The sequence below is a fragment of the Frigoribacterium sp. CFBP 13729 genome (genome assembly GCF_014841875.1).
Classification (GTDB): domain Bacteria; phylum Actinomycetota; class Actinomycetes; order Actinomycetales; family Microbacteriaceae; genus Frigoribacterium.
The window spans coordinates 1-13,437 of record NZ_JACYUR010000003.1; the positions used below are offsets into that span (position 1 = coordinate 1).

General features: G+C 73.8%; 15 protein-coding genes. 2 read left to right on the forward strand and 13 right to left on the reverse strand.

Features of this window, described 5'->3' with window-relative positions:
• Positions 1 to 24 precede the first annotated feature (24 nt).
• From IFT77_RS10365 to groES, 3 genes are all read right to left on the reverse strand, one after another.
• On the reverse strand, positions 25 to 1,353 hold the full coding sequence (locus tag IFT77_RS10365; RefSeq protein ID WP_192040750.1) for an ABC transporter substrate-binding protein: 1,329 nt from the start codon (positions 1,351 to 1,353) through the stop codon (positions 25 to 27).
• 108 nt (positions 1,354 to 1,461) lie between these two features.
• Positions 1,462 to 2,502, reverse strand: coding sequence for an EamA family transporter RarD (gene rarD, locus IFT77_RS10370; RefSeq protein ID WP_192040749.1), 1,041 nt, complete (start codon positions 2,500 to 2,502; stop codon positions 1,462 to 1,464).
• A 161-nt stretch (positions 2,503 to 2,663) separates the two neighbouring features.
• Positions 2,664 to 2,960: a co-chaperone GroES gene (gene groES, locus IFT77_RS10375; RefSeq protein ID WP_123355202.1), complete on the reverse strand. Its 297-nt coding sequence runs from the start codon at positions 2,958 to 2,960 to the stop codon at positions 2,664 to 2,666.
• 141 nt (positions 2,961 to 3,101) lie between these two features.
• On the opposite strand from groES, the gene IFT77_RS10380 reads away from it, so the two are divergent.
• Complete coding sequence (locus IFT77_RS10380; protein WP_192169961.1) at positions 3,102 to 4,289, forward strand: SAM-dependent methyltransferase; 1,188 nt, start codon at positions 3,102 to 3,104, stop codon at positions 4,287 to 4,289.
• An 87-nt stretch (positions 4,290 to 4,376) separates the two neighbouring features.
• On the opposite strand, the gene IFT77_RS10385 is transcribed toward IFT77_RS10380, so the two are convergent.
• The 6 genes from IFT77_RS10385 to IFT77_RS10410 form a co-directional block, all read right to left on the reverse strand.
• Complete coding sequence (locus IFT77_RS10385; protein ID WP_192169962.1) at positions 4,377 to 4,919, reverse strand: DUF4190 domain-containing protein; 543 nt, start codon at positions 4,917 to 4,919, stop codon at positions 4,377 to 4,379.
• A gap of 637 nt (positions 4,920 to 5,556) precedes the next feature.
• Entirely contained in the window at positions 5,557 to 5,931 is a 375-nt protein-coding gene (locus tag IFT77_RS10390; protein WP_192040746.1) for a DUF4190 domain-containing protein, read from the reverse strand.
• Positions 5,932 to 6,032: 101 nt separating this feature from the next.
• Positions 6,033 to 7,082 (reverse strand): tRNA (adenosine(37)-N6)-threonylcarbamoyltransferase complex transferase subunit TsaD, encoded by a 1,050-nt coding sequence (tsaD, locus tag IFT77_RS10395; RefSeq protein ID WP_192041392.1) that lies wholly within the window; start codon positions 7,080 to 7,082, stop codon positions 6,033 to 6,035.
• Between the two features lie 26 nt (positions 7,083 to 7,108).
• A complete protein-coding gene (gene rimI / locus IFT77_RS10400; RefSeq protein ID WP_371741014.1) occupies positions 7,109 to 7,630 on the reverse strand; it encodes a ribosomal protein S18-alanine N-acetyltransferase in 522 nt (173 codons plus the stop codon).
• Positions 7,627 to 8,301, reverse strand: a complete 675-nt coding sequence (gene tsaB, locus IFT77_RS10405; RefSeq protein ID WP_192040745.1) for a tRNA (adenosine(37)-N6)-threonylcarbamoyltransferase complex dimerization subunit type 1 TsaB — start codon at positions 8,299 to 8,301, stop codon at positions 7,627 to 7,629. The genes rimI and tsaB overlap by 4 nt, the downstream gene beginning before the upstream one ends.
• Positions 8,302 to 8,367: 66 nt before the next feature.
• Entirely contained in the window at positions 8,368 to 9,114 is a 747-nt protein-coding gene (locus IFT77_RS10410; RefSeq protein ID WP_192169963.1) for an SDR family oxidoreductase, read from the reverse strand.
• A gap of 165 nt (positions 9,115 to 9,279) precedes the next feature.
• On the opposite strand from IFT77_RS10410, the gene IFT77_RS10415 reads away from it, so the two are divergent.
• Positions 9,280 to 10,122, forward strand: a complete 843-nt coding sequence (locus tag IFT77_RS10415) for a helix-turn-helix transcriptional regulator (protein ID WP_192040743.1) — start codon at positions 9,280 to 9,282, stop codon at positions 10,120 to 10,122.
• On the opposite strand, the gene tsaE is transcribed toward IFT77_RS10415, so the two are convergent.
• The 4 genes from tsaE to IFT77_RS10435 are packed head-to-tail and all read right to left on the reverse strand — an operon-like array spanning position 10,109 to position 13,417.
• Positions 10,109 to 10,696, reverse strand: a complete 588-nt coding sequence (tsaE, locus tag IFT77_RS10420) for a tRNA (adenosine(37)-N6)-threonylcarbamoyltransferase complex ATPase subunit type 1 TsaE (RefSeq protein ID WP_371741015.1) — start codon at positions 10,694 to 10,696, stop codon at positions 10,109 to 10,111. The two genes, IFT77_RS10415 and tsaE, sit on opposite strands and share 14 nt — an antisense overlap.
• On the reverse strand, positions 10,693 to 11,892 hold the full coding sequence (gene alr, locus IFT77_RS10425; RefSeq protein ID WP_192169964.1) for an alanine racemase: 1,200 nt from the start codon (positions 11,890 to 11,892) through the stop codon (positions 10,693 to 10,695). The genes tsaE and alr (IFT77_RS10425) overlap by 4 nt, the downstream gene beginning before the upstream one ends.
• Positions 11,889 to 12,977, reverse strand: a complete 1,089-nt coding sequence (gene alr / locus IFT77_RS10430) for an alanine racemase (RefSeq protein WP_192040741.1) — start codon at positions 12,975 to 12,977, stop codon at positions 11,889 to 11,891. Before alr (IFT77_RS10430) ends, alr (IFT77_RS10425) begins: the two co-directional genes overlap by 4 nt.
• Positions 12,974 to 13,417, reverse strand: a complete 444-nt coding sequence (locus tag IFT77_RS10435) for a holo-ACP synthase (RefSeq protein WP_192169965.1) — start codon at positions 13,415 to 13,417, stop codon at positions 12,974 to 12,976. The genes alr (IFT77_RS10430) and IFT77_RS10435 overlap by 4 nt, the downstream gene beginning before the upstream one ends.
• Positions 13,418 to 13,437 lie beyond the last annotated feature (20 nt).

Sequence of the window (13,437 nt, forward strand, 5' to 3'; positions counted from 1 at the left end):
CCTCTCCGTCACGCATGGGCCGTGTTACTCGACCTGGCCCTCGACCGCCGTCTGGTAGACGGGGACGTTGTTGTCGTCGAACTTGTAGATGCCGATGAAGGCGCTCGACGGGTCGTTCTGGTCGTCGAACGGACCGATGCCCGAGGGGCCGGTGTAGTGGATGTCGTCGCCGGCCTCGATGGCCGTGACGCACTCCGCGAACGTGGTGCACTCGGTGCCCTCGTCAGCACCGGACACCGCAGCCATGTTGGCCTGGATGGTGCCCGAGTCCGTGCCCCCGCCCTTCACCGCGGCGAGCGCGGCGAGGATGACGGCGTCGTAGGACTCCTGCGCGTACGAGTAGTCGGCCAGGGCCGAGCCCGCGGTGCGCTGGTAGTACTCGGCGAAGCGCGACTGCAGGTCGGTCGACGGGAACGCACCGGGGATGGTGCCCTGGGCGCCGGCGAGGGTGCCCGGGTCGAAGTCCTCGCTGTAGTCGGCCGTGTTGCCGTCCGACATGTAGACCGTGCTGATGTCGGCGCCCTGCGAGATGAGCTCGGGGACGATCGACTTGGTCTCGTCGAAGGTGACGATCGCGTCGGGGTTCGTGGCCAGCGCGGCCGTCACCTCGGACGAGAACGTGGTCTGGCCGGGGGGGAACTCCTGGCCCTCGCCGGACGCGCCGTAGACGACGGTGCCGCCCGAGGCCTCGATCGACTCCTGGACGGAGTCGCGCAGGCCGGTGCCGTAGGTGTCGTTGAAGACGAGGAACGCGACGTTGGCACGGCCGTCGTTGACGATCTGCGTGCCGAGCGCGCTGCCCTGGACCGAGTCCGGCGGAGCGGTGCGGAAGTAGTACGACGAGTAGCCGCTGAGCGAGGTCGCCGTGTTGGCGGGCGAGATCTCGACGATGCAGGCGGCGGTGAGCTGGTCGATGACGTTGAGCGTGACGCTCGACGACTCTGCGCCGATCGCGACCGGCACCTTCGCGTCGATCAGCTGCGTCGCTGCGGCGCTCGAGACGGTGAGGTCGTTGCTGTCGCCGGAGTCGGTCGCGGGGTCGATCGTGACGTCCTGGCCGAGCACGCCGCCGGCGGCGTTGATGTCCTCGACGGCGAGGCCGACGCCGGCCTCGGCGGGCGGGGCCAGGTAGGCGAGCGTGCCCGTGTTCGGCAGGATGGTGCCGATGCGGAGGGCGTCCTGGCCGGGGCTGCTGGGCGCCTCGCAGGAGGCCGCGGGGTCGGCCTTGGTCGTCGACGACGCGGACGACGAGGGGTCGTCGGTCGAGGAAGAGGTGGTGGAACAGGCTGCGAGCAGAACGGAGGCGGCTCCTGCGAGCGCCAGGGCCCTCAGCCCTTTGGTGGATCGGATCATCCGTGGTCCCTTTCATGAAGCGCGTACAGCCGGACCGACACTAGGTGGACGGTCCCCGCGATTGAGAAGAAACTAGGGGCGGAATGTTTCCTGCGTGTGTTCTCCCGGTCACCCTGCCGTTTCGTTAGCAATTCGTGACATCGACTCAGCACCTGCCGCGCGGTCGCCCGCAGGGCCGGCGTCACGTCCGCCGGCGGGGTCAGGGGCCAGGGCCGCCGCACGGTCGGCCTCGCGGCCTCGCGCACGGCTCCTCCGGCTCGTCACGACCATGTCGGTGGTGAGCACGATCAGCGCGACCCAGACGATGGCGAAGCCGATCCACCGGCTCGTCGGCATCTCCTCGTGCAGCAGCACGACCCCGACGACGAACTGCAGCACGGGCGCGAGGTACTGCGTCAGCCCGATGGTCGCCAGCGGCAGCCGACGTGCGGCGGCGGCGAAGAGCAGGAGCGGCACCGCCGTCACGATCCCCGAGCTGATCACCGTCAGCGTGTGCACGAGGCTGACGGTGCCGAACACGACACCCCCGCCGATGCCCGTGACGGCCAGCACGACGAGCGCGACCGCCGCGAACGGCGCGACCGCCATCGTCTCGAGGGTCAGCCCGCTGACGGCGTCGACCTTGCCGCCCATCTGCTTCTTGACGAGCCCGTAGGCCCCGAACGAGAAGGCCATGATCAGCGAGGGCCACGGCACCCCGCCCGTGCCCACCGTGATGACGACGACGGCCACGGCGCTCAGGCCGATCGCGACCCACTGCACCGGCCGGAGGCGCTCGCGCAGCACCAGCACCGCGAGCAGCACCGTGACGATCGGGTTGATGAAGTAGCCGAGGGCAGCCTCGACCACGTGCCCGGCCAGGGTCGCGACGATGAAGGTCGTCCAGTTGACGACGATGAGCACGCCGGCCAGCGCCATGGTGCCGACGACCCGCCCCTGACGCAGCAGCGCGAGGAAAGCCGGGAACCCGCGGGTGACGGCGAGCAGCACGACGCAGAAGGCGAGGGAGAAGAGGATGCGCCACGAGACGATCTCGAACGGCCCCGAGGGCGACATGAGCAGGAAGAACACCGGCAGCACGCCCCACAGGCCGTAGGCGCTGACGGCGTAGGCGAGGCCGCCCGACGAGGAGGTGCGGGTGCGGGTCACGAGAGCGCTCTGCGGTTCACGGGACGACTCTAGGGCGGGCCGCCGTCGTCGGACACGGCCACTCCTGCCACGCTGGCTCGCTCCGCTGCCGTTCCCGCCCGGGGACGACGGAGGCCCCCGCCTGGGCGGGGGCCTCCGGGTGGAGCAGGTGCGTCGTCTGCCTAGCGGACGATGACGGCGAGGACGTCGCGCGCCGAGAGGACGAGGTAGTCCTCGCCGGCGTACTTGACCTCGGTGCCGCCGTACTTGCTGTAGATGACCTTGTCGCCGACGGCGACGTCGAGCGGCACGCGGTTGCCGTTGTCGTCGATGCGACCCGGTCCGACCGCCACGACCTCGCCCTCCTGGGGCTTCTCCTTGGCGGTGTCGGGGATCACGAGGCCGGAAGCCGTGGTCTGCTCGGCTTCGACCTGCTGGATGACGATGCGATCTTCGAGCGGCTTGATGGAGACCGACACGGTTGACCTCTGCTTTCTCGGAACTTCGTAGAACGTGGGCTGGCACTTGCCACGTGCGAGTGCCAGAACAACTGTAGAGCCGAACTGGCACTCGGTCAATCCGAGTGCCAGAGTCGGTCGGCGATGGGCGAGACTGGTGGCATGGACACTGCTGAGCTGCTCGACGTGCTCTCGCCCGAGGGGCTCCGACTGCTCGACTCGCTCCCTGCGTGGAGCGCGTCCGACGACGTCGTCGGCGCCGTCGCGGCGCTCCGCCGGCAGGGCCACTCGCCCTCCCTGGTCGCGGCCGTGCTGAGCCAGTCCCGGCTCCGGGCCAAGGCCGTCGCGAAGTTCGGCGACTTCGCCAGCCGCATGCTCTTCACCGAGGCCGGTCTCGAGCAGGCCACGCGCCTCCCCGTCGCCGCCCGTCACGCCGGCCGCTACCGGGCCGCCGGGCTCCGCAGCGTCGCCGACCTCGGCTGCGGCATCGGCGGCGACGCGCTCGCCCTGGCCGCCCTCGAGCTCGACGTGCTGGCGGTCGACCGCGACGAGGTCACCGCGGCCGTCGCCTCCTACAACCTCGCGCCGTGGGCCTCGTCCCGCGTCGTGCACGGCGACGCCGCGACGGTCGACGTCGGCGACGTCGAGGGCGTGTTCCTCGACCCGGCCCGCCGCACGGCCGGCCACGCCGCGACGAGGCGCCTGGCCGACCCGGCCGACTGGTCGCCCTCGCTCGACGTCGCGTTCGGCTGGGCCGAGCGACTGCCCACCGGGGTCAAGCTCGGCCCCGGCGTCGACCGCGAGCTGCTGCCCCTCGACGCCGAGTGCCAGTGGATCTCGGTCGACCGCGAGGTCGTCGAGGTCGGCGTCTGGTTCGGGCCGCTCGCCCGCCCCGGCGTGGGCCGGGCCGCGCTCGTCGTGGGAGCGCACGGCACGGCCGAGCTGACCGCTCCCGCCGACTCCGACGACGTCGAGGTCGGCGAGCTCGGCGAGTACCTCTACGAGCCCGACGGAGCCGTCATCCGCGCCCGGCTGATCGGCGACCTGGCTCGGCGGCTCGGTGCCCGGTCGCTCAGCCGGGACATCGCGTGGCTCACCTCCGACGAGGCGGTCGAGACGCCGTTCGCCCAGGTGTTCCGCGTCGTCGAGACGTTCCCGCTCGACGAGAAGACCCTCAAACGCGAGCTGCGCACCCGGGGCATCGGCCGGCTCGAGATCAAGAAGCGCGGCGTCGACGTCGACCCCGCCGCGTTCCGCAAGCGGCTGTCGCTGCAGGGCACGCACGCCGCGACCCTGGTGCTGACCCGGGTGGCCGGTCGCCACACGGCTCTGCTCTGCGAGCGCGTCTGACGACTGGCCACCCAGGCGGCCCGTCGTCCTGACGGCCCGCCGCCCGGACGACCTGCCCCTCTGCGGGCCTGCCCCAGGAGGCGCGGGTCAGGACTGCCCGTAGCCGCCGTCGAAGGTTCCGGACGACCCGCCGGGCATGCTCGCGAAGAAGACGATCAGCCCGATCCAGATGATCACCGCGAGGGCGATGCCCGCGTAGCCGACGATGAGGCCCGGCAGCCAGAGCTTGCGGGCCTGCCGCTCACGCCGGCCGGCGATGTGGCCGAGCACGACCGCCGCGATCGAGAACACGACGCCGGCACCGAAGGTGACGATGACCCCGAGGAACCCGACGATCGACGCGACGAGCGACAGGACGCTGAGGACGCTCGAGGGCTTCGTGGCACCTGCCGAAGCGTAGGGCGAGTACGCCGCGCCGTAGGGCTGCTGGGGGGCGCCGTACTGCTGCTGCGCTCCGTAGGGCTGCTGCTGCGGGGGTGCGCCGTAGGGCTGCTGAGTCGCGCCGTACTGCTGCTGCGCGGGAGCACCGTACTGCTGCGGGGGCACGCCGTACTGCTGCGGGGGCACGCCGTACTGCTGCTGAGGCTGCGACGGGCCGCCGTAGGGCTGCTGCCCCTGCTGCCCGTACACGGGCCGAGGCGGAGCCTGCGGCGCACCGTACGGAGCAGACGCCGGAGGCTGCGGCGCACCGTACGGAGCAGACGCCGGAGGCTGCGGCGCACCATACGGAGCAGACGCCGGAGGCTGCGGCGCACCATACGGAGCCGACGCCGGAGGCTGCGGCGCACCATACGGAGCCGACGCCGGAGGCTGCGGCGCACCGTACGGAGCAGACGCCGGAGGCTGCGGCGCACCGTACGGAGCCGACGCGGGAGCCTGCGGCGCGGACGGCGCGGCGCCCGGCGCGACGAACGGGTGGTGCGAGGGCTGGGGCGCGGGCGGCTGCGAGGCGGCGCCGGGGAAGGCGGTGGGCGGCAGCGGCGGCGACGAGGCGGGTCGGTCGTGGTCGCCCGACGAGGCAGGCGCGTGCTCGCCCGACGGGGCAGGCGCGGGAGCCGAGCCGGTTGCCGGCTGCTCGGTGTTCGGGTCGTCGGTGGCCATGGGGAGCCTTTCGCGTGCGGGGCTGCTGCGGACGAGTCGTGCGGTCGGCACGCTCAGGATGCGGGAACGGGGCCCGCGCCGGTGAGCGCGGACCCCGTCATGCTATCCACCGAGTCGATGAGGGGACCCAGGACCCCGGTCGCGGACCCAGAGGCCCGCGGACGTGTCAGTAGGTCTCGTAGTCGCCGAGGCCCGCCGAGGCGGCGGCCGCGAAGAAGACGACGAAGATGATCACGAGGATGATGCCCAGCGCGATCGCGGCGTAGCCGAGGATCGTGCCCCACAGCGCCATGCTGCGGCCCTCTTCGCCGGTCTTCTTGATCTGGCTCAGCGAGATGTGGCCAACGACGATGGCGCCGATGCTGGCGATGCCCGTGAAGAAGCCGGCGATGCCGAGGATCAGGGCGACGAGGGCGAGCGAGTTGCGCTGGGCCGGGGCGCCGTAGCCGCCGTTCGGCGCCGGGGGCGCCTGGTACGGGTTCTGCTGGTAGGCGTCCTGCTGGTAGGGCTGGCCCTGGGGGGCCGGGTTCTGGTCGGTCATGTCCGGGGTCTCCTTGGTCGTGAGGCCCCCACCTTAGCGCGAGGGGCCAGCGACGGCTCGGCAGCGCTCGGGGCCTGTGGACGACGGAGGCGCGGTGCGCGTCAGACCTGGACGACCGTCACCGGCAGCGTGGAGTCCGCCCCGAAGTCGAGCGGCGACGGCGCCCGCCCCCGGGAGACGAGCTGTGCGCCGAGGGCCGCGATCATGGCGCCGTTGTCGGTGCAGAGCGACAGGGGCGGCACGCGCAGCTCCACTCCGGCTGCCGCGCAGCGCTCCTCCGCGAGCTGCCGCACCCGGGCGTTGGCGACGACTCCCCCGCCGAGCAGCAGGCGCGGCACGCCGAGCTCGGCGCACGCGTCGAGCGCCTTCGTGAGCAGGACGTCGGCGACCGCCTCGCGGAAGCTGGCGGCCACGTCCGCGACCGGCACCTCCTGCCCCTCGTCGCGGCGGCGCTCGACCCACCGGGCGACGGCGGTCTTGAGACCCGAGAACGAGAAGTCCCAGCGGTGGGCCGCCCTGTCCTTCGGCAGGGTGAGCCCCCGGGGGAACCGGATCGCGGCCGGGTCTCCCCCGACGGCGACGCGGTCGATGTGCGGTCCGCCGGGGTAGGGCAGGCCGAGCAGACGGGCGACCTTGTCGAAGGCCTCGCCCGCCGCGTCGTCGATCGTCTCGCCGAGCAGCTCGACGTCGTCGACGAGGTCGCGCACGTGCAGCAGCGAGGTGTGTCCGCCCGAGACGAGCAGGGCGACGGTCGGCAGCTCGAGGTCGCTGCCGTCGTCGCGCAGCACGTCGGCGCCGACGTGCCCGACGAGGTGGTTCACGGCGTAGAGGGGCTTGCCGGTGGCGAGCGCGAGCGCCTTGGCCGCGCCGACCCCGACCATGAGGGCGCCGGCCAGCCCGGGGCCGCTCGTGACGGCGATCGCGTCGACCTCGTCGAGCGTCAGCCCGGCCTCGGCGAGCGCTGCGCGCAGGGCGGGCTCCATCGCGTCGAGGTGGGCGCGGGCGGCGACCTCGGGCACGACGCCGCCGTAGCGGGCGTGCTCGTCCATCGACGACGAGATGACGTTGGCGAGCAGCTCGGTGCCGCGCACGATGCCGACCCCGGTCTCGTCGCAGCTCGTCTCGATGCCGAGCACGACGGGGGCGTGCATCGGCGCCGAGGAGGTGGTCGTCTCGGTCACAGCAGGGGCTCGCTCTCGCTCGTCTCGATCGTCGCGCCTGCCGGCTCGGTCGTCGTCGCCGGCACCCGCAGCCGCATGACCACCGCGTCGACGGCGTCGGGCATGTAGTAGCGGGGGCGCACGGCGATCGCCTCGAAGTCGAGCGACTCGTAGAGGCTCTGCGCCCCGGGGTTGTCGGCACGCACCTCGAGGAACACCTCGCGGACGCCCCGACGCCGGGCCTCGGCGATCATCTGGCCCATCAGCGCCCGTCCGAGCCCCGAACGCCGAGCCTCGGGCAGCACGGCGATGGTCTGGACGTCGGCGTCGGGAGCGCCGGGCAGCACCATGAGACCGCTGTAACCCACGATGCGGGTGTCGTCGGCGTCGGGCGTGGCGACCAGGTAGAAGCCGTCGCGGGAGGCGAGCTCGTGCGCCATCCCGTCGCTCGACCAGGCGTCGTTCACGAAGACCGACGTCTCGATCGCCATCACGGCGTCGAGGTCGTCCACGGAGGCGCGTCGCAGCCGGAAGCTCACTGGCTGACCGTCTTCGGCCGGGCCGCCGGCGTCACGTCGGGCTCGCGCAGGTAGAGCGGAGCAGCGTCGGCGAACGGCCGGCCGTGCTCGAAGAGCCGCTCGGCCAGCATGCCGAGCGCACCGGCCGAGACGACGGTGTCGTCGGGATCGGTGCGGGGCCAGGCCGAGGAGGCGCCGGTCGCGTCGTCGAGGAGCGCCGGCACCACGAGCGCCGGCCCCCCGGCGGACACGGGGAGGCCGTCGTCGTCGAGGCCCGACCACGCCGTCCAGGCCACCTCGCGACGGCGCGCGTCGGTCACGACGACGAGCGGGGAGTCGAGACGGCCGCCGGCGTCGGAGACCGATCTGCCGGCCGCGGCGCTGAGGCGCTCGAAGGCGATCGCGTCGTGGCTGCCGACAGCGAGGCAGGGCACCCCGGCGCCGAACGCGTAGGCACGGGCGGCGACGATTCCGACCCGGAGACCGGTGAACGGGCCGGGCCCGACGCCCGCGACGACCGCGCTGAGGTCGCGCGGGGCGACGCTGGCCTCGGTCGTGACGGCCTCGATCAGCGTGCCGATCACCTCGGCGTGCCGACGCGTGTCGGCGACCGACCGCTCGGCGAGGACCCCGCCGTCGCGGTCGACGACGGCGACGGCCGTGCCGGCGGAGGTGTCGATGGCCAGGATCACGAGGTCAATCGTAGGCGGTGCCGCCGACGCGGCCCGCGCCTCCTCGGCTCGACCGGGACGGGCAGGTCAGCGGTGCTGCGAGAGGAGGTCGAGCACGTCAGCGTGGCGCCCCTCGGCCTCGGCGTCGCGGAGGAACCGCACGCGCTGCACGAGCACCTCCTCGACGTCGGGCTGCTGCTCGAGGATCCGCACGGTCTCGTCGAGGAACTCCTCGAGCGGCATGGCCGACTCGTCGTCCTGCTGGCCCATGAGCGTCGTCTGCACGGCCGGCGGCACGAGCTCGACGACCTGGAGGGGCGTGTCGGCCCACTGCACGCGGAGGCTCTGGGTGAACGAGTGCACCGCGGCCTTCGTGGCGGAGTAGGTCGGCGTCACGGGCAGGGGCACGAACGCCAGGCCCGACGAGACGGTCATCAGCACGCCGTCCGGCTTGGCCGCGAGCCAGGGGCCGAACGCGGCCGCCGTGCGGATCGTGCCGAGCAGGTTCGTCGTGACGATCGACTCGGCGACGTCGAGGTGCCCGGGGTCACGGAGGTCCTCGGGGAGCATGATGCCCGCCATCGTCACGACGACGTCGAGGTCGGGGTGGTCGCGGGTGACCGTCCCGAAGGCCGAGCGGATCGACTCGGGGTCGGCGACGTCGAGCTCGACCGCGTGCACGCCGGGGTGCGTCGCGACGATCTCGTCGAGCAGCGCACGGCGGCGTCCCGCGACGATGACGGTGTCGCCACGGGCGCTCAGGCGCTCGGCGAGGCCGAGGCCGATCCCGGACGTGGCGCCGGTGATCAGGACGGTGTTCCCGGTGGTCTTCATGGTGTCTCCTCGGTCGTGCGGCCCGTCGGTGTCGTCCGGCGGCGTCGGGGCCCGGGGCCCCGTCGCAGCCCAGCCTGCGCCGCGCCTCCCTGTCTGGGAAGGGAGCGCCCATCGGGGGAGCGCCGGTCCCTGGTCCGCGCCGCCGCCAGGGGCGAGGATGGCCCCATGGACCGTCCCGGACTCGCCGAGTTCCTCCGCGCACGCCGCGAGGCGCTGCAGCCCTCCGACGTCGGCCTGCCCGCCGGCGCCCGTCGTCGCACCGCCGGCCTGCGGCGCGAGGAGATCGCCGCGGTGGTCGGCATGTCGTCCGACTACTGGGCCCGCCTCGAGCAGCGCCGGGGGCCGCAGCCCTCCGACCAGATGCTCACGGCCATCGCCCGCGGGCTGCGCCTCGACCTCGACGAGCGCGACCACCTGTTCCGCCTCGCCGGCCACGAGGCTCCCCGCCGCGCACGCCGCTCTCCGCACGTGAGCCCCGGCCTGATGCGCGTGCTCGACCGCCTCGACGACACTCCTGCCCTCGTCATCACCGAGCTCGGCGAGACCCTGGCGCAGAACCGGCTCGCCGCCGCGGTCTTCGGCGACGGGCTCGGCTGGACCGGCCTCGACCGCAGCGGCATCCACCGCTGGTTCGCCCACCCGGAGGCGCGCGGCCAGTACCCGGAGCACGACCACGAGCACCAGGGCCGGCTCCAGGTCGCGCAGCTGCGCGTCGCCGCGTCGATGCCCGATCCCGACCCGCTGGCGGCGCGCGTCGTGGCGAGCCTCCTCGCGTCGAGCGACGAGTTCCGTCGCTACTGGGACCTGCAGGAGGTGGGCAGCCGCTTCGACGAGCACAAGACCCTGCGGCACCCCGAGGTCGGCGAGATCGAGGTGCACTGCCAGGCGCTCTTCACCGAGGACCAGTCGCAGGTGCTGCTCGTGCTCACCCCCGTGCCCGGGTCGGGCGCCGCCGAGGCGCTCGGGCTGCTCGGCGTCGTGGGGGAGCAGCGGTTCAGCCGGTCGTGAGCCGGACGCCCTCCCAGCGCGGGCCGTGCGCCGTGACCGTCAGGCGGCGCGGCTCGTCGGCGACGTCGTCGGGGTCGGTGTCGGAGTCGGAATCGGCGAGGCCGTCGGGGTCGGGGAGGCCCTCGGGGTCGCGGCCGTCGTCGCCGAGCTCGCCTCCCGCTCCCGTCGGGCGCTCGATCACGACGTCGAGCCACGACTCCGCCACGCCGTCGAGCAGCCCGGCGCCCCACTCGACCACGACGACCGACCCCTCGTAGTCGAGGTCGAGGTCGTCGAGCTCGTCGGCGCCGCCCAGCCGGTACGCGTCGACGTGCACGAGCGGCACGCCCGACGCCGTCGGGTGCGTGCGCGCGAGGACGAACGTGGGGCTCGCCACCTGGCCGCGCACCTGCAGCCCTGCGCCGAGGCCGCGGGTGAGCGTGGTCTTGCCGGCGCCCAGCGGCCCGGTCAGCACCAGCAGGTCGCCGGCCCGCAGCACCCCGGCGAGCCGGCGGCCGAGCGCCTCCGTCGCCTCGGTGTCGACGAGGTCGCCGGCGAACAGCACCCGGCCCGCAGGAGGCGGCGGCACGGTCACGAGGACGCCCCGGCGGCCGTCCCGTCGGGCGCGGTCGCGGTCGCACCAGAGTCGACTCCCCCGCCGGTCCGGCCGAGGTAGTGCCGCGGCACGCGCGCGCCGATGCGGCAGGAGACCTCCTCCGGGATGCTGTCGGTCAGGTCGGCCCACTCGCCGATGGTGAGCTCGCCGTCGTCGCCGGGGCCGAAGAGCAGCACCTCGTCGCCGACCTCGACCTCGTCGTCGCCGACGTCGACGAGGAACTGGTCCATCGCGACGCGGCCCACGATCGGGTACCGCCGGCCGTGGATCGTCACCTGGGCCCGCTGCTGCGCACGCCGGCTCACGCCGTCGGCGTAGCCCAGGGGCACGAGGGCGAGCGTGGTGTCGCGCTCGGCCCGCCAGGTGTAGTCGTACGAGACGCCGGTGCCGGCCGCGACGCGCTTGACGCGCACCACGCGGGCGCCGAGGGTCAGCACGGGGCGGAGCCCGCGGTCGGCGGCGGTCACGCCCTCCGTGACGGGGTTGCCGTAGCCGTTCGAGCCCATGCGGACCATGTCGAAGCGCCGCTCGGGGTGCTCCATGCCCGCCGAGCTGGACGACATGTGGCGCTTCTCGAACGTCGCGCCCAGCGCCTCCGCGTCCTCGAGCGCCCTGCGGAACACGAGGGAGGCGGCGTGGTCGTCGGCCTCGCTCGTCTCGGACACGTGCGAGAACGCGCCGCGCAGCCGCACCGTGCCCTCGTCGCGCAGCTCGACGGCGCGCGCGACGAAGGCGGGCCAGTCGGCGGGCAGGCAGCCCTCGCGGTGCAGCCCGGTGTCGATCGTGAGGTGGACGAGGGCCTCGTGGCCCGGGCCCGCCGCCCGGGCGGCGGCGGCGAACGACTCGAGCTGCTCGAGGGTCGAGACCCCGAGGTCGACCCGGAGCCGCACGGCGGCGTCCCAGTCCTCGTCGGGGCCGAGCTGCCAGGCGAAGAACGACGCCTCGTCGCCGACGCCCGCCCGGCGCATCTCGTACGCGGGCTGCGGCTCGACCGTGCCGAACCAGCGGATCCCGGCGGCGAGCGCCTCGGGCACGATCACCTCGGCGCCCAGCGAGTAGGCGTCGGCCTTGACGATCGCGAGCACCTCGACCGGCGCCATGCGCTCGATCAGCGAGGTCAGGTTCGCCCGGTAGGCGGCCAGGTCGATCGTCGCGCGGCGCATCCAGGCCGTCATGCGGTGCTCCTCGGGAGTCGTGCGGAGAGCGAGGCGACGACGTCCCAGGTGATGCTGCCGGAGGCGCGGGCCCAGTCGTCGGCGCCCTGTCGCCCGAGCGCCGGGTCGCCGAACACGACGACCTCGTCGCCGACCTCGACCGGGTCGTCTCCGACGTCGATCACGAGGGCGTTCATGGCGATGCGCCCGCGCACGCGGTAGGTGCGCTGGCCGATCGTCACCGACGCGCGGTCGCTCGCGGCGCGGTCGATCCCGTCCGAGTAGCCGACCGGGACGACGGCGATGGTGGTGTCGCGCTCGGGCCGGAACAGGTACCCGTACGAGACGCCCTCGCCGGCGGGGACGCGCTTGGTCGACGTCACGGGCGCCGTCATCGTCAGGGCAGGCCGGAGACCCAGGTCCGCCGAGGTGCGGTCGGGGAACGGGCTCAGTCCGTAGGCCGCCAGCCCGAGACGCACCATCGTGGTGTGGGAGCCCTCGTAGTGCAGGGCCGCCGCCGACGCCGCGAGGTGCCGGAGCGGCGGCTCGACGCCCCGCTCGCCGAGGGCGGCGGAGGCACGGAGGAAGGAGGCGAGCTGCAGCCCGTCCTCCTCGGGCGACGTGTTCGAGAGGTGGCTCATCAGCCCCTCGACGGGCAGCACGTCGCGCAGCTCGGCGGCCCGGTCGAACAGGGCGGGCCACTCGGACTCGACGGCCCCGTTGCGGCTGAGCCCGGTGTCGACGCAGAGGTGGACGGCGCGGACGCCCGCCGCCGCGGCCGCCTCGAGCTGCGCGAGGTCGGAGACCGCGGGCGTCACGTCGTGCCGGGCCGCCTGCTCGAACGTCTCGCCGGGCGCGTGCAGCCAGGCGAGCACCGGCGTCGTGATGCCCGCGCGGCGGAGCTCGAGGGCCTCGTCGAGGTCGGCGACGCCGAGCCAGTCGACGCCGGCGGCGGCGAAGGCCCGGGCGCTCTCGACCGCGCCGTGCCCGTAGGCGTTCGCCTTGACGACGACCATCACGAGGGCGGAGCCCGCCCTCTCGCGGAGCACCCCGACGTTGTGGGCGAGGGCCGCCGTGTCGACGGCGAGCCGGACGTCCTGCGTCACGCGACCACCGCCTCCTCGTCCGACGAGCGCGCCGAGCGCGCCGAGCGCGCCGACGGCTCCTGGCCGGGCTCGGGCCCCTCGGCGACGACGTACGCGACGGCGACGCCGCCGTCGTGGCTGAGCGACAGGTGGAGGCGCGTCACGCCCCGCGAGTCGGCCAGCGACCGCGCTCCCCCGGCGAGCACGAGGCTCGGCGCCCCGTCGGGGTCCGACTCGACGACGACGTCGTGCCAGCGCACCCCGGCCGAGCCGCCCAGGGCCTTGATGAGCGCCTCCTTGGCGGCGAAGCGGGCCGCCAGCGACTCGACGCGACGGGGCGAGCCGTCACGCAGCACCAGCTCGGCCTCGCCGAACAGGCGGGTGCGCAGGGCCGGCGTGCGGTCGAGCGAGCCCTCGAAGCGGTCCAGGTCGACCACGTCGACCCCGATGCCCACGATCACGATCTGCGGGGGTGCGTCAT